General features: G+C 43.5%; 10 protein-coding genes. 7 read left to right on the top strand and 3 right to left on the bottom strand.

Features of this window, described 5'->3' with window-relative positions:
- The first annotated feature begins 36 nt into the window (after positions 1-36).
- From AAFF35_RS20835 to AAFF35_RS20805, 7 genes are all read left to right on the top strand, one after another.
- Complete coding sequence (locus tag AAFF35_RS20835; RefSeq protein ID WP_342328462.1) at positions 37-1,155, top strand: TlpA disulfide reductase family protein; 1,119 nt, start codon at positions 37-39, stop codon at positions 1,153-1,155.
- Between the two features lie 24 nt (positions 1,156-1,179).
- Positions 1,180-4,731 carry a SusC/RagA family TonB-linked outer membrane protein gene (locus AAFF35_RS20830; protein WP_342328461.1) on the top strand — a complete coding sequence of 1,184 codons (3,552 nt, stop codon included), beginning with the start codon at positions 1,180-1,182 and terminating at the stop codon, positions 4,729-4,731.
- A 7-nt stretch (positions 4,732-4,738) separates the two neighbouring features.
- Positions 4,739-6,166 carry a RagB/SusD family nutrient uptake outer membrane protein gene (locus AAFF35_RS20825; RefSeq protein WP_342328460.1) on the top strand — a complete coding sequence of 476 codons (1,428 nt, stop codon included), beginning with the start codon at positions 4,739-4,741 and terminating at the stop codon, positions 6,164-6,166.
- A 10-nt stretch (positions 6,167-6,176) separates the two neighbouring features.
- Complete coding sequence (locus AAFF35_RS20820) at positions 6,177-7,028, top strand: hypothetical protein (protein ID WP_342328459.1); 852 nt, start codon at positions 6,177-6,179, stop codon at positions 7,026-7,028.
- A 7-nt stretch (positions 7,029-7,035) separates the two neighbouring features.
- The gene (locus AAFF35_RS20815) at positions 7,036-8,244 is read left to right on the top strand and encodes a TlpA disulfide reductase family protein (protein WP_342328458.1); all 1,209 of its coding nucleotides are present in this window, start codon (positions 7,036-7,038) and stop codon (positions 8,242-8,244) included.
- 113 nt (positions 8,245-8,357) lie between these two features.
- Positions 8,358-10,694 carry a TonB-dependent receptor gene (locus AAFF35_RS20810; protein WP_342328457.1) on the top strand — a complete coding sequence of 779 codons (2,337 nt, stop codon included), beginning with the start codon at positions 8,358-8,360 and terminating at the stop codon, positions 10,692-10,694.
- The gene (locus AAFF35_RS20805; RefSeq protein WP_342328456.1) at positions 10,691-11,536 is read left to right on the top strand and encodes a DUF4249 family protein; all 846 of its coding nucleotides are present in this window, start codon (positions 10,691-10,693) and stop codon (positions 11,534-11,536) included. Before AAFF35_RS20810 ends, AAFF35_RS20805 begins: the two co-directional genes overlap by 4 nt.
- Before the next feature lie 53 nt (positions 11,537-11,589).
- Here the strand turns inward: AAFF35_RS20805 and AAFF35_RS20800 are convergent, their stop codons facing one another.
- The 3 genes from AAFF35_RS20800 to AAFF35_RS20790 all read right to left on the bottom strand — a co-directional run bounded on the left by AAFF35_RS20800 (position 11,590) and on the right by AAFF35_RS20790 (position 16,338).
- Positions 11,590-12,828, bottom strand: a complete 1,239-nt coding sequence (locus tag AAFF35_RS20800) for a hypothetical protein (RefSeq protein ID WP_342328454.1) — start codon at positions 12,826-12,828, stop codon at positions 11,590-11,592.
- Between the two features lie 156 nt (positions 12,829-12,984).
- Complete coding sequence (locus AAFF35_RS20795) at positions 12,985-13,521, bottom strand: GNAT family N-acetyltransferase (protein WP_342328453.1); 537 nt, start codon at positions 13,519-13,521, stop codon at positions 12,985-12,987.
- Between the two features lie 12 nt (positions 13,522-13,533).
- Complete coding sequence (locus tag AAFF35_RS20790; RefSeq protein WP_342328452.1) at positions 13,534-16,338, bottom strand: S8 family serine peptidase; 2,805 nt, start codon at positions 16,336-16,338, stop codon at positions 13,534-13,536.
- Positions 16,339-16,342: the final 4 nt, after the last annotated feature.

The following is a 16,342-nucleotide window of genomic DNA, read 5'->3' as shown; positions in this document are numbered from 1 at the left end:
GATCAATTAAATAAACCTGAATTATAAAACCAATACATGATGAAATCAATATTTACCCTGAGCAGTTTAATGCTAATGACCCTGGCGGTGTCGGCACAGCAAAAGCTGGAACTTACTGCTGCTATTCCTTCACTTCCTAATGATACTGTTGTACGTTTATGGAATGCAATTGACAAAACAACGGATTCTACCTATGTAAAGAACCATAGTTTTAGTTTTTCAAAATCCATGAGTGAAGGAGGAAGCATTTTTGTTCTGCAGGTGGGAAACAGAGCCCCTGAAATAACGGGACTTGGTGCGCTTGTTTATCTGGATGGCGGGAAGATGGACATTTCCGGAGGGACAAATTTAAATGATGCCAGTTATTCCGGAAGTCCTTTTGTGAAAGAATGGGTAGAGATGAATAAGGTGATGGATGCTGCGGTTGCAGATATTAAAGATGGTGCAGACCTGAGTGTAAAGCTGAGCGAAGCAAAAGCCGTAGGTGATGCCGATGCGATTTCAGCACTGGAAGCAGAACGTAATAAATACCATTCGAAATTGTTGAGCAGCGGAAAAAAATGGATTGCTGAACATCCTAATTCGGGGGTATCTGCCTATGTGCTGAATGCCTTACTGGCTGAAGCCATTAATTCAAGAGAAGAGCGATTAGCAATCATTGACAAGTTTGGTCCAAGGGCAAAACATAACCAGATCACAAGAATGATGCTTGCCGGGATGACAGGGGTTGCTGAATCTTTCTCTGGAAAGCCGGCTCCGGCCTTTACCCAACCGGATGTAAATGGGAAAAAGGTCTCTCTGGCCGATTTCAAAGGTAAATATGTATTGGTTGATTTTTGGGCAAGCTGGTGTACCCCATGCAGGGCGGAATCACCTTATCTGAAAGCGGCTTATCAGAAATTTAAAGATAAAGGCTTTACGATCATCAGTCTTTCTTTGGATGATGACCGGGGAAAATGGCTGAAAGCCATTGCCGAAGACCAGTTGCCATGGGTCCATGTATCGGACCTTAAAGCCGCTAAGAACCAGGTAGCCATAGATTATAAAGTGCTTGGAATCCCGGCAAATTTCCTGATCGATCCTACCGGGAAGATTATTGGCAGCGGATACCGTGAGGGGATGCTTGATGCCAGGCTGACCGAATTGTTGAAATAATCTAACCTGCACAAACTAAACCAAATGAACCATTTTTATAAAATAACAGGTGCTGCCATTGGCAGCATCCTGTTCCTCCTTGTGTTTTTTCTGCCGGCATCAGCCCAGCAGAAAAGCAGCAGGAAAGTAACCTTAAATGTTCGTAACGGGACGCTGGAAGGGATCTTACAGTCCATTATGAAGCAAACCTCGGTGCGGATTGTATACAATCAGGAATTGGTGCAAAAGGCACCGAAGATGAATTTTACAGCCAGCAATGAAGAGCTGAAACCCCTCATGAGGAGGTTGCTGAAAGGCTCGGAGCTCACCTATGTGTTGCAGGATGATGTGATGGTGGTTGGCCCAAAAGAAGAGGGGGATGAGGATAAGAAAAATACCAATATCATCACCGGAGAAGTGGTGGATGAGAAGGGGCTGCCCATCCCTCAGGTAAACGTCCGGACGCTGGGAACAGAAAATACTTTTTTCAGTGGCCCGGAGGGACGGTTTGTGGTGGTGCTGGAGGAAGGTGCATCACTTGTCTTTTCGTACGTGGGTTTGAAAAGGAAAGTGGTCAAACCAGCAGGGGCAGGAGACATCCGGATTGAGATGGAGCCGGATGTTAACAAAATGGATGAGGTGGTCATTACCGGTTATCAGGAGGTCAGCAAGCGGATGCTGGCTGGCTCTACTTATACCTTAAAAGCAGCCGATGTAAAGCAACCTGGAGTACCGAATATTACCGCCATGTTACAGGGAAAGGTTCCCGGTCTTTCTGTAATCACCAATTCGGGGAGTCCCAATGCGGTACCTCGTTTAAGAATCCGGGGTACTTCTACGCTGATGGGAAATGCAAATCCAATCTGGGTAGTAGATGGAGTGATCCGTGAAAACCCGGACAGTGCAAATCCTGATAATGTGATGGGTATATCACCAGCCATCAAGGACCTTTTGGTAAATACAGAAAGTTCGTTCTCTAAAGCCAGTCTGGCGGGGAATTCGGTAAGTGGGATCAATGTGAACGATATTGAAAGCATTACTTTTTTGAAGGATGCCTCTGCCACGGCCATTTATGGAACAAGCGCAGCGAATGGAGTGATTGTGGTCACCACCAAAAAAGGACTCAGCGGGAAACCGGTGATTGGCTATAATGCAGATATTGGTTTTATACAAAAACCTTCTTATACAGGGATGCAGCTCATGAATGCAAAGGAAAGGATTCGCTTTTCGAGGGAAGTTTATGAAGACGGTCTTTTTTATTTGGGTACACCCTTCCCTATCTCCTACGAAGGGGCTTTTCAGGACCTGATGAACCGGAAGATTTCAGAACCGGAGTTTCAGGAAAAAGTAGCTGGATTTGAACGTATGAATACAAACTGGTTTGATGTGTTTTTTCAAAATTCCATCAATATGGCACAAAATGTAAGCCTGTCTGGCGGAAATGAGAAGTTAAGGTATTTTTCTTCTGTCTTTTACGACCGTAGTGCCGGATCTGCAAAAGAAGACTGGCAGCAAAGGATAGGTGGCAGACTAAAATTAAATGCAGACCTAAGCACCCGTTTAAAGGTTGAATTCAGCCTGAGTTCCAGTTTCAGGACCTCGAATGGATACTTTAGCAGTAATCCATTGGATTATGCTTTGAAAACGAGCAGAACAATTCCTGCAGATAGTTTTTATCCTACCAAAATGACCACTAATAATGTTACCGGAAATGGAACTCTTTTAAATTATAACTTACAAAACGAGATTGCAGAAAGCGGAAGCCTCGTGAAGAATACAGAGGTGAATGGGTTATTATCACTGAATTACCTGATTCTTCCTGGTTTGAGAGCTAATTCCATGATCAGTGCAGGGACCAATCATTTGCAATCGGAATCTTTTGCTACCGAGCATACCAATTATATAGCCAATTACAGGGGCTATGATTATGGAAGTATGATGCCCGGAGGACCAGAAGAACTGGCCTCTGTATTGCCTTTTGGAGGAATTCTGCAAACGGATAACAGTACAAATTATACCTATAACTTACGGAATTCATTGGATTATAACAAGCGGATCTTCTCTGAACGTGATCAGATCACTCTGATGGTGGGGCAGGAAATCAGGTCTGTACGCGATCAGGGCTTTGCCAATCTGAACCCGGGATACCTGAGAGACAGGGGCGAAAGTTTTGCCACATTACCTGGCAGTTACTTATTCACGAATCCAAAAAAGAAGAATATGATACAAAATGCGGTATCCGCATTTGCGATTGCTTCCTACAGTTTTGCAGATAAATATGTGCTGAACTCCAGCATCAGAACAGATGCTTCTAACCGTTTCGGACAATATTCAAACCGACGTTTTCTGCCGGTATGGAGCGTAAGCGGGCTTTGGAATGCCGTTGAAGAACCCTGGTTAAAGAACAATAAAGTGATCACTGCACTCGACCTTAAAATGTCTTATGGATTTCAGGGAAATGTGGTTAAGGATGTAGGGCCGGAGATGATTGCCGAGATTCTTGAAGCGGGTTCCGCTATTGATCCCAATTCCATGCAATATGTCCTGGCACTTAAGTCTTTGCCTTATCCTGACTTGCGCTGGGAAAAAACCAAGTCTTATGGCCTGGAATTGCATACTGCTTTGTTCAATTCCCTGGCAGATTTTACTTTCTCTTATTATGACAAAAGGGGAACCGATATCATCACTGCAAGAAGGATCCCTCTTGAATATGGAATTGCCAGTATGTACATGAACAGCGGGAGTATGAGAAATTACGGATATGAAGCAGAGTTGAAGCTGAATCCTATTCGTAACAAAGATTTAGCCTGGAACATTTCCGTTAACATCGGAAAGAATAACAATCAGATCAGGGAAGGCTCCAATGCGAGTCCATATACCGTGGAGGATTACCTTAACGGAACTGCACAAGTAAACGGTCAGCCTCAGGGAACTTTTTATGTATTCGCTTATAAAGGGCTTAACCCCAAAAACGGAGAGCCACTCTTCAACGGGATAGATGAACCCAATGTGGATAGAGGACAGCCTTTTATCAATTATTTAAAAATTGGGGGTAAACGTGATCCTGACCTGATGGGTGGAGGCTTTACTTCTGTCAGGTATAAGGCTTTTACAGTTGGTCTTGCTTTTAGTTTTAGCCTCGGCAGCCAAAGATTGTTGAATCCGGTATATGGCAGTCAGGAACAGCTGGTCCCGATGCCTGAACAAAACATGCCTGCAGTGCTTTCCGGACGCTGGCGTAAACCAGGAGATGAAGCCTTTACCAATATTCCCGGATTTCTGATGGATCCGAATCAGGGAAAGGCTTTTGTTGGCACGATACCTTTCAGCAGGTATTATATGTATGACCATTCCGATCTGAACCTGGTTTCAGGTAATTTCTTAAGGTGTCGTTCCATGAACCTCTCTTATCAGCTGCCTGATGCCTGGTTGAAAAAAGCAAAAATCAAAACCGCTTCGATCTCAGGAACAGCAAGCAATCTTTTTGTCATTGCTGATAAAAGGCTGAGAGGTCAGGATCCGGAAATTGAGGGGGTGGGAAGAACCGCTTTACCAATTGTCCCTTCCTATAACCTTAGTGTTAACCTATCCTTTTAATCTGATTATGAAAAAATATATACTTCTTCTTTCTGTACTGATCCCATGCATGGGATTGGTTTCCTGTAAAAAATTCCTGGAAGAAAGAGCCCGGACGGAGGTCATTCCCAAAACAGCGGAATCGCTCAATGAATTGTTGCTGGGTGAAGGTTATCCAAGAATCTCCATTAGCATACAACCTTTCTTTCTGGACGATGATAAAGAGCAAAAAGCGCTTATACCAGGGATCAAAGCTAGTTTTTATACCTTTACCTGGCAACCAGACCAGGAGTTTAACCTGGTTGGAAGTAATCTGAGGCTGGGGCCCTGGCAGCTGTATTATAAATGCATACAAATTTGTAATGTGGCACTGGATTACTCGGAAAAGGTAAGCGGAACTCCTGAAGAAAAAGACAATGTAAGGGGACAGGCACACCTGTTGAGGGCTTTGTATTATTTTAAGCTCGTTAACTTTTACGCTAAACCCTTTACCGACTCGCGTTCCAATCCGGATCAGGACCCTGGTGTACCCTTGATGCTTAGCTCAGGAGTATCTACCGAAGGTAAAACCCGCAATACCGTAAAAGAGGTGTATGCGCAGATTACAAAAGATCTGGTGGATGGAATTGATGAACTGGAACGCAGCAAAAAAAACGGAGGACCTTACAGGATCAGTAGTCTGGCTGGTCATTTACTGGCTTCGCGTGTGTACCTGCATATGGGAGCATGGGAAAAAGCAATTGCCTCTGCTACTGTAGCCCTGCAAAATAAATACAATATAGCCGACCTGAACAGTTGGGGGCCCCCGGGACAGGAGCTTAAAAGTGTGGTTTCTGCTAATAATCCTGAAACGTTATGGGCTTTTGGAAACCAGAGTGATGTGACTTTTAATGATCTGGATTTCAGTAATTATCAGCTTTCTCCTGAACTTCTTGGCCTGTTTGAAAAGGGAGACCTGAGGACAACGATTTACTTCAATGGAAAGAACCTCCTTAAACGGGCCCGCAAAGGAAGTCAGGAACTAAAGGTAGCTCATGCTTTGCGTATTTCAGAAGCGCTATTGAACAGGGCAGAAGCTTATGCGAGGTTAAATAAAGCTGGTGATGCCGGAGCAGGAAATCTGGCCATTGCTGATCTGAACAGTTTACGTAAAAAGCGTTTCTCTACGGAGTATTATGCGGATTGGGTCTACAGCAATGCAGCTGATTTATTACAGAAATGTTTTGCAGAAAAGCGCAGGGAGTTTGCCTGGGAGGAAGAGCACCGTTGGTTTGACCTCCGCCGGCAAGAAATGCCTAAGATCAGCCATTATTTTTATGAAAATGCGAACCTGCGTTTAAGGTATGACCTGTTGGACCATGATCCGGCTTATCTGCTGCAGATTCCTCAGGAAGCATTGAAGCTGAACACCAAATTAACTGATAATCCAAAGCCTGCCCTTCGTGTAGGGAAATAAGCATAAGACTATGAAATCAAACACTTTATTTACGGTATTTTTCCTTGCATTACTGGTCATGACCGCCTGTAAAAAGGAAGCGCCTGTTCAGACGGATAAATTTGAGCCCGAATATAAACTTCCGCAAGGCGACCATCCCTATGACCGTAGTATTCTTGATTTTTATCAAAAATACGGAACCTATATCCTTTACAAATTCAACAGCAAAGATTTTCGCTGGAACGTTACCGGAAATATCCCTTATGTAGCTGAGCCCGGTGATGAAGCCTATATTGCTCCTGCCCTTGAAGCGCTGAATAAGCATCTTTTTAGCCATTATCCGGAAGTGTTCCTGAAAAAGGCGCTTCCTTATAAAATTATCCTGTCTGATAAGATCCGGAAGGTGATTTCAGATCCACAGACCGGTCGTGTAGATACCCTTGATCATCCTGAAAATACTGCGGGTTCTATCAGTCATCTTGCGTTTGGTCATGCCTCTTCCCGTCTTGGGCAGCTAAGTCCGGAAGAATTGCTGTTGATGAAAGGTGATTTACACCGGGAGTTCTGGTTGCAGGCAATTCAGACCGGGAAACTGGACCTTGCCCCCTTATTTCTTACTGCAACAGACTATGCAATGGTCAATGATTTTAATAAGAAAGATTATGGTGTATTTAACATCAGCTATACGATGGCAATGATGGAGGATTTTGGTGATTACATCAGGTACATTGCCTCCCATTCCTATAAAGAGATGGAAGCAACGCTTTTCAATCCGGTTAATGACCCTAAAGGGCGGTTTTTCTATAAATATAAGCTTATTGTAGATTATTATAAAACACGTTACCAGATTGATCTTCAGGCGATAGGTAATGCGGTTAACTAAGAAAGAAATGAAGAAAATAATGCTGTCGTTCCTGATGCTGCTCTCACTGAGCAGCATCGCCCAGGAACAAAGGTTTCGGATTCAGGGAAGGGACTCCATTACTTTATGCAAAGTGAGGGCCAGCCGCATTGGCAGGATGGCACCTGATTTTAGCCTGACGATTTCCGGCCGGTTAAAAGGATTGGGGAACCAAACTGGCCGACTGATCCCATGGGATACCCGGCAATCGCAGGTAACTGTCCAGGTCGCAGATGATCAGTTTAGCTTTAAAATAAAAAAGCAAAAACAGCCTGTTGGATTCAACCTGCAGTTTTATCCTCCGGAAGGAGAACCGAATGAAGGCATCAGGTTCTTTGTACATCAGTCGGACTTAATGATCACAGGAGCTTTTGAAAAGCTGGCAGAGGCCAAAGTTTCAGGCGACATGACCAATGAGGATTATGGGCTTTTAAAGACCATGCTGAACAAAGATATTGGAGAAGAGGCCCTCTCTGCCGAATTGGGCAAGCTGGATTATCAGAAAGACAGCGCTGCTTTTTATGATTTGATCCGGACAAAAGGGGTGGCTATGGCGAGGGAAAAACTGCTGATGAGAAGGAAATTCATTGCAGATCATCCGGGTTCTTTTATCAGTATGTTTGAGCTCAGTGAGATCCCGGAAATGTATACGGCCGACAGCTATGCGAAGGCTTATGCTGCATTGTCGCCGGTTTTTAAATCGACGATGGAAGCGGCGGAGATTAGCCGGAGAATTGAGCAGCTGAAGATTACTGCTTCCGGAAAACAAGCAGTTGATTTTAGCAGGAAAGATCAATTTGGAAAATCTATTAAACTCAGCGATTTTAAAGGGAAACTGGTGTTACTGGATTTCTGGGGCAGCTGGTGCAAACCCTGCAGGGAAACCCATCCTCATCTGAAAGAACTTTATCAGCGCTATAAAGATAAAGGGCTGGAGATCGTTGCGGTTGCACAAGAAAAGGGCGGAAGTTTAGCAGAAAATGAAAAATCATGGAAGGCGGCGATCAAAAAAGACGGGATCAATTGGGTTCATGTCATGAATGCAGGAGGGACGGACCTGGATATTGTTAAGGTTTATGGGATCACTGCTTTTCCGACAAAAATCCTGCTGGATAAAGAAGGTAAAATTTTGATGCGGGCAACTTCCGGATTTAATGAGGAAATAGAGGAGATGATCATCCGGTTACTGGGCAAATAATTGTATGTAAAATTTATATCTTATTTATTGATTTATTTACGCTTTATGGGTACCCTTGACTAAAAAATGACGTTCTTTACGAACATAACGCGCTATCCCGTTTTTTGTAAGATATGTCTAAACCGTTTCTCGTTTTGTTGCTCCTGTTGCTGGGTTTTAATGGGTTGGCCCAGAAAGTATTGTTAAAGGGTATTGTGCTGGCTGATTCCGGCAGGAAGGCAATTTCGGGAGCGCGGGTTTATTCAGAATCAGGCCTGCAGCAGACGGTGACCGATCAAAACGGTTATTTTAAAATGCAGCTGGATAAAGGAAAGACCGGGCTGCGGATCAGCCATATGTCTTATGTGGAGCTGCGCTCGGAATTGCTGCTCAGGAAAGACCATCACCAGACTTTTTATCTAAAAACAAATACCCAATTCTTAAACGAAGTTCAGATCAGTTCTGAGCAGGGCGTCTTGCAAAGTAACCTCAACAATTACCATCTGCTAAAGGCGGCCGATTTGAAGAAAGCGCCTGCTTTTTTAGGGGTGCATGACCTGATCAAGACGATCCAGACCCTGCCGGGAATCGGGAATGGGGGAGAAGGAAATGCAGGGCTCTTTGTTCGGGGCAGCAGCTCCGGTCAGAACCTGGTACTTTTTAACCATTCTGTCGTTTATAACCCTTCGCATCTTCTTGGATTTTTCTCTGTATTTAACAGCAATGCCGTAGCGCAGGTGAAATTTTATAAGTCAGGTATTCCATCGGAATATGGCGGAAGGTTATCTGCCGTGATTGACATTAAGAGCAATCCCGAGGTCGCAGATTCTTTAAGGCTGGAAGCAGAGCTGAGCATGCTGGCTGCGAGTTTGAGCCTGAAGGTTCCAATCACAAAGAACTGGTCCTTTTCAACCGCTATGCGGAAAACATTTATGAACCATTCCGTATGGCCAATTGTAAACCGGCTGGAAAACAGAGATGAATTCAGCAACCGGTTGAAGTATGACTTTTATGACCTGAACTTTTCGTCTGCTTTGTCTTTAACAAAAAAGGACCGTTTGTTTGCCACTTTTTATATGGGGGGTGATGATTTTGGTTTTGACATCCGGAGGTTCGGGATTAACAATGGAATGGACTGGCAGAATCGTGCCGCATCTATCAATTGGAACCGCCTGGTTTCGGATAAGGTAGTGCTGGACAATACCTTAAGTTATAGCGGATACCATTTTAATTTCGGGATGCAGCAGGAAGGATTTAAAGCAGGAGTTCAATCTGCAATCAGAGATTTTACTTACCATTCGGCTTTACAGGTTTATCTGGCCCAGCATCAGCTGAAAGCAGGTATAGACCTTAGTCAGCATAAATTTAAACCCAATACGCCCTTTGCACAAAATGGGATCACTGATTTTGACTATGGAATAGCGAATACCTACTTTGCCGATGAAGCGGCTTTGTTCCTTAGTGACGACTATCGGCTTTCAGAGCGGCTGAGTATTTATGGCGGATTGCGGTTAACCTATTACCGTCATACCGGACCTTATCGCATCACCGATAAAACTGGCGGAGTCAGCTATTTTCCAAGGAGTAAGACCTTGAATGATGCGCTTTTTCTGGAGCCTTCATTTACAGCCAGGTATCATCTGAATAAGCAGACTGCGTTAAAGTTTGCCTATTCCAGAAATGTGCAGACCATCCACCTGATTCCGGTTACGGCCTCCAATTTTCCAAGTGATTTCTGGATGCCCAGTATCAGCGGAGTTCCTCCTGAAAAAGGGAACCAATATAGCCTCGGTATTTTTAAGGAATGGTCGGATGCCGGTTATGAGGGCTATATTGATTTTTATGCCAGGGATACGAAAAATGCAATTGAATTCTCCGGGGGCATCATGAACCTATTCGATAACCTTAGAATTGAAGATCATATTTACCTGGGGAAGGGTAAAAGTTATGGTGCTGAGTTTTTCTTAAAAAAGAAAAAAGGGAAGTTTACCGGATACCTGAGCTATACCCTTTCCAGGTCTGAACGGACATTTGCTGAAATTAACGGGGGTCAGACTTTTCCTTTTAAATACGATAGAACGCATGACCTTTCCCTGGTGTCTGCCTACCAATTGTCCCCGCGCTGGAATTTATCGGCACTTTTTACCTTAGCAACAGGTAATGCTTATACCAAACCGGTGAGCAGGTACCTGATTGCGGGAAATGTAGTGAATGAGTACGGCGCTTATAACAGTTCGAGGATGCCCCTTTATCACAGGCTTGATCTTTCTGCCGGGTATCAGTTTAATACCGGAAAGTATAAGAGCTCGCTGTCTTTATCGGTCTATAATGTGTACAACAAAAAGAATCCCATGTTTAATTATTATATGGCCCGGGGAAGCCTGAATACGGGCAGGGTATCTGTTCAGGAAAAGTCTATCGCCTTGCTTCCCATCCTTCCCGCAATTAATTATAAAGTAGTTTTCAGATGATGAGTTTTTGTAGAAATGTGTTTATTATACTGCTGGTGATCATGGTTTACTCCTGTAAAAAACAGGATAAACCTGCTCCTTATCAACCCCGGTTTGTGGTGGAGGGCTGGATTGAGAAGGATGATTATCCTTATGTGATTGTAACCCATAACCTCCCTTTTTTTACGTCCATAGATTCTGCGCAGCTGGCGGAAGTGGTGATTCGATACGCAAAAGTAACCGTCTCTGACGGAACCGAGACGGAGGTATTGACCGGGATGACCGACAAGCGTTACTTTCCGTACTTTTTATATCGAGGGACCTCCCTGAAAGGGGCTACGGGAGGTAATTATAAGTTAACCGTAGCCTATGCGGGCAATACACTTGAAGCCGAGACTTCCATTCCTAAGGTTACACCTTTAGACAGCATCTGGTTTGTCTCCAAGCCTAAGAATAATCTCCAGTTAAACATTCGTTTTAAGGATGAGGCGGCCGATAAGAATTACTACAGGCTGTATACGAAGTTAGAAAAGGCAAAAAATTTCACACCCACATTGCTCTCCAATCAGAATGATCAGTATTTTAATGGAAAGGAATTGCAGCTGCAGGTAAACAGAGGGCCGGAAAATAACCTGACGAATAAACATGATCCCTATTTTGTGAAGGGGGATACGGTAATGGTTAAATTTTCGGGGATACCGCAAAGTGGGTTTGAATTCTGGAACAGCCTGCAGGATGAAGTTCTGAATGGATCGAATCCTTTGGTTGGAAGTACGAAAGCACTGAAAACAAATATTAAAGGGCCTGGAGTAGGAATATGGTGTGGCTATGCTTCTACGGTTTACCGGGTGATTGCCCAATAAAAAAGGCGAAAGAGTGATCATCTTTCGCCTTTTTTTATCTGCTGTGCTTTGTTTTAGAAACGTTTGGCATAGTCTTCAAACTCTTTAGCCAGTTTGCTGAAACCAGAGGACTTGAATGCTTCCATGCTTAACTTAGAACCATCTTTAAATACCAGGCGAGGCTCCATATTGTAATAGTATTGCGTTATCGTAACGTTTTCTTTCTTTTCGTAATCATAATAGGTATAGGAATAAGAATTTTCGACAGATACAAACTCCGATTTAGCAATGATTGCATTTTCTGCTTTATAGAAAGCAAGGATATTAGAGTTGGCAGTATAGGCCTCAGCATCCTTTTTGTACCTTTCTTTTTCCGGAAGGTTTTCATTTGCTTTAGTGGCATCATCTATTGCTTTAATATCGATCTGACCGGCAACCTGAATGTTCATGATCTGCATAGATGTATTTGCATCTTTTAACAGGTCTCCAAACCTTTCGGCATCTTTAATCAGGTTAAAGTTTGTATTGCCATTTCCTGTAGTGTTGAGGCTAAACAAAGTTTCAGTTCCTTTGGAAATGGAAACGCTTGATTTTAATACTTTTAAATCATTACCTACATCAATTTTTAGGGTAAATGAACCTAAAGCCAGGTTTACGTTTGTTTTTAAAGGCGTACCATCTGCATTAAACTCGTAAGCTGAGGTTAATTTTAATTCCTCTTTACCGTCCACTTTTAATGTTGCATTTACAGCGGCAGGTAGCTCATAGGTTGTTCCATCAACGGAAGCGGTTACTTTAGAAGCGGTATAGGTGGCTGTGATTACCGCATTGTTTTCGGTAGCAGATGCAGTTGCAGGGTAGCTGATTTCAAATTTATCGCTGGATGCTGTTTTTGTCCATTTGTTAAGTTTGCTATCGAAAGTGTAAATTCCGTAGAATTCATTTAATGCACCTGATTTAACGCCTGTATTTGCTGAGGTAAGTGCGGAAAATATGCCGTTTACATTTTTACTTTTAGCAGCGAATCCGGTAGAGATGATTTGTCTTCCCACTACAGTGTTGGACATTATTTCCAGGTCAAGCTCTGCCAGTCTGGTTAATGCGCCAATAAACTTTTCGTTAGGTAAGGTGTTTATTTTTGCCAGAAAATTAATCCCATTATCTTCCAGGGTTTTTTTATGCTCTTCAACGCTGAGTTTAGAATATTCCAGTTTAACAGGTGGAAGTACCGGTGGTTCTGGATTCAGATCCTTCTTTTTACATGATACGAGAGCCCCTAAAAGAAGCGCAGAGAATAAAATGTTTTTCTTCATTATTTCTGTGTTAGTTTAAATTTAAACGAAGATAATATAATTTTCTCTGTTGGTTTATTTTTGTGAGAATTATGAGTCTTTTCTCAGTCTGATTTGCGTTATGGGTAATGTGTTTTTAGAATACAGATATGTTTCTCTGTTTGGCTTGCGCATGGATCATTGGATTTTTAGTTCCAGATGGATGTCAAGTGGTTGGTAATCAAATAGCTCCTGGTCGAGTTCTGTGGTGAGTGTTGCTCCGGATTTGAGGTAAAAGTCTACCGTGGCTTTTGTTGGGGTAGCGGAAATGTATAGTTTTGCTGCGCCAAAAGCCTTTCCTTCTCTTTTTGCTTCTCCGATTAAATGCTGTCCGATTTGCCGGCCTCTATAGGTTGAGCTTACATATAACATGTCCATTTTGCAGTATTCAGCAGCTGAACCTCTTTTTTTCTTTTCTATGGAGACCGCTCCGGCAAGCACCTCTCCGTCGAAAGCACCAATTATCGTCCCACCTGCATCTATGATCTTATATTGTGCGGTTATGAGTTCGTCGAGATCTTCTTCCTTCCATTCGCTGATCTCATAATGATCGGGAACCAGGGTCAGTATCCCTTCCTTGTATTCGTAAGATTCGTAAATACTTTCTGCCCGGTCAATTGTTCTGATCTGTTCAATTTCTTTTCTCTTGAACGGTCTGTACATGATCTCTTTCATAAATAGGAGGAGTTATTTCTTAATGATTTTAATCCTTTTCAGGGATTTACCATCTCTGGAGATCACTCCGATATACAGTCCGGTGTTTAGTCTGGAGATGTCAAATTGTGTATTCCCGTTTGCTTTTTCTTCAAACACCCGCTGCCCCAGAATGTTGTACAGTTCTAAGGTATAAGCTTCATATCCTCCATTCAGAATATTGATGCTGGTTTCGACAGGGTTGGGGTAAAAGCTGAAATCGGCATCTTTCAGGAAATCCACCAGGATAACTTCAGTCTGGATTTTTCGGCCATCGAGTGTTTCCATCGTTACCCGGTACCATTGCGGACCTATTTTGGGGTTGATATCGGTATAGCTATAGGTCAGTTGTCCGGGGCTGATGTTACTTTCCGATAGGGGGCGGAAAACATCTTTTGAAATCTGTTTTTCCCAGATGAGCTTTTTCAGGTTACTGGTAGTACCAATGAGTAGGTTTAATACAATCTGGTCTCCGGTAACTGTTCCCGTAAATGCACGGGTATAACAGGAGATGCCCTGTAAGGTATAATCAATGGCGCGGCTTCTTAGTCCGGTAAAATCAGTGCCCTTAGCGGCGATGGCAAAGACCGTACTGTTTGTGCTTGTTTTTTGTACAATCGTCAGGGTATCGCTGACATCCACCAGAGGCACCATTTTTTGATCTTTAAGGTGATAGATCGTATAACCGGTAGCCTTGGCGACAGGGCTCCAATGGAAGAACAATGCGTCGTTACAATTATAACCGATTTCCAGCTGTGGCGATTTCGAAATCAGGAAGGGCTTGCTTTGAAAGGTATTTGCATCAATTTCCATTTTAAGGATGGTTTTGGTCAGCAGGTCTGGCGTTGACCATTTATAGAAATTTTTGCTCAGATCGGTATTGTTCTGGAGAACGGTCCAGTTCGTTCCGTTGTCGTAGCTAATTGATAATTTTCCTGTTTTTCCGGGAGCGAAGCTGTTTTGCCAGCGGAAGTAGTTCTCTTCCCTTGCCGGGACATGGTCTGCATTTTCCGGATAAGCCCAACGGAAATGAGCTGCGGCAGTCAGGCTGTAGGCAATTGAAAAATCCTGCAGGGGTTGTTGTACATTACGGCCTTTAACATGGACGGTATAGGTTCCAGGCGAAAGGTTTTCCATCGTCACCTGCTGAACCGTATTCAGCTGATCGATCTTGCGTTTTGCCGGAGCAGCAAGAGAATCGAGGTGAGGATAACTGCTCAGTACCCAGGGCAAAGTCACTTCCCCGGAAGGGCTTACCAAAGATAAGTCGAGGTGATTAACGATGCTTTGTGCAGCACTGACCAATGCGGGAGGGTCATTCCAGACCAGGGTCACTTTAATTGATTTCTGATTTACAGGAACCTGTATAGGGAAGCTAAAATCCTGGTCCTGGCTCAGCACTGCAGTTTTGTATCTGTTTTCGATCAGGGTATTTAAGGATTGAAAGGCATTTAATTTACCATATCCATATACATAGTCCACCTGTGGATTTCCCAGGTCGTCAGCAGAATTGATGAATATGCTCTTTAACAGGGCAGAAGAAGGGGATTTGCCAAATAGACTCTTGTACTTTTGTTCAAGCAGAATGGCAAGGCCGGTGCTGAGTGCTGTTGCACCGGAAGTCCCATCTTCTCCAAAAGAAACCACATCAGGCTTTACTCTTCCGTCATATGCGGGGCCTTTACTGCTGCCGGATTCGGTCATATTCTCCCGGTTTATTCCGCCAATGACCAGAATATTTTTTGCCTGTTTAAAATTTCCGGTGAGGTTTGCGGTATTTGCCAGGCCGGTATAGGTTCCGGCTTTTGGGGTTTCTGTACCACTGTTTCCGGCAGAAAAAATATGGATTAACTCATTGGATTCAAACACCTGTTTGTCGTAGGCGGCGGCTTCGATGCCATACATGTTTTCAATCCCCGTTCCATAAGAGTGGTTTTGAATGTTGATATTTAGATCTTTAAAACTTTTCAATTCATCGGGAAGGGTACTGCGGTCGACATCCGAAGCACTTAATTTAGCGGCTGGTGCTACGCCCTGGCCTTTGTAATAGGAATTGCCAGTGCCAAGCGCTGTGGTTGCCATTTCCGTTGCATGCTGTGCCACCTGACTGCTGGCGCTGATGGCGCCCGGTATATATTTACCTAATAAGTCGAGGTCTTTAACATCAAACATTCTCTCTTTTAAGGAGATGGTGATTCCGGTGCCATCAATATCGGGAAACAGGGCGTGTACGGTAGAGACTTCATTCAGGGTATGGTCAAACTTTGCGATGACTGATTCTTCTTTAACGGTTTGGATGATGTCTGCAAAAAGAACAACTTCCTGTTGCAAAATTGCGGGAACTGCGGAAAGAGGAATCACTGCTGTGACGAGGTTATAATTGAAATCCGTTTCCGGTTGATGTCCGGATAAAAAGGAAGGGACTCCATTTTTGAGGTCTTTAAGGACGAACCTTATTTTTATCGGTTTATTTTGTGAATTGCTTTGCGCGAGGAGTTCGTTGAGCTTATCGCTGGCTTTCCATAAAGCATTTGCCGGAGCCTGATAAAGGATTGTTGCAGACAAGTTTTTCAGGGATTTACGGTTCAGCACAAAATGTGTCGAAGAGAACTGTCTGCTGGGATTTAGTTTTGCTAATTCGTTGGCACTAAGAACTCTGTTGATTTTTACGAGGACCATGCTATCTACAGGAAGTGCTAATTTTTTATCGGAAACAGAAACATACTTCTCATATGCCCGTTCAATTTTCGTTGAGGGAATCTGGGCCTGGGCATATGCGCTAATTAGCCAGAATAGCAATAAA

The sequence above is a fragment of the Pedobacter sp. FW305-3-2-15-E-R2A2 genome (genome assembly GCF_038446955.1).
GTDB lineage: Bacteria > Bacteroidota > Bacteroidia > Sphingobacteriales > Sphingobacteriaceae > Pedobacter.
The sequence above is the reverse complement of the archived record's forward strand: the minus strand, read 5'-3'. Positions and strand labels throughout refer to the sequence as shown.

Excerpts from the sequence above, each read along its gene's own strand:
- AAFF35_RS20835 (WP_342328462.1), top strand. The coding sequence starts at position 37 with ATGATGAAATCAATATTTACCCTGAGCAGTTTAATGCTAATGACCCTG.
- AAFF35_RS20830 (WP_342328461.1), top strand. The coding sequence starts at position 1,180 with ATGAACCATTTTTATAAAATAACAGGTGCTGCCATTGGCAGCATCCTG.
- AAFF35_RS20825 (WP_342328460.1), top strand. The coding sequence starts at position 4,739 with ATGAAAAAATATATACTTCTTCTTTCTGTACTGATCCCATGCATGGGA.
- AAFF35_RS20820 (WP_342328459.1), top strand. The coding sequence starts at position 6,177 with ATGAAATCAAACACTTTATTTACGGTATTTTTCCTTGCATTACTGGTC.
- AAFF35_RS20815 (WP_342328458.1), top strand. The coding sequence starts at position 7,036 with ATGAAGAAAATAATGCTGTCGTTCCTGATGCTGCTCTCACTGAGCAGC.
- AAFF35_RS20810 (WP_342328457.1), top strand. The coding sequence starts at position 8,358 with ATGTCTAAACCGTTTCTCGTTTTGTTGCTCCTGTTGCTGGGTTTTAAT.
- AAFF35_RS20805 (WP_342328456.1), top strand. The coding sequence starts at position 10,691 with ATGATGAGTTTTTGTAGAAATGTGTTTATTATACTGCTGGTGATCATG.
- AAFF35_RS20800 (WP_342328454.1), bottom strand. The coding sequence starts at position 12,828 with ATGAAGAAAAACATTTTATTCTCTGCGCTTCTTTTAGGGGCTCTCGTA.
- AAFF35_RS20795 (WP_342328453.1), bottom strand. The coding sequence starts at position 13,521 with ATGAAAGAGATCATGTACAGACCGTTCAAGAGAAAAGAAATTGAACAG.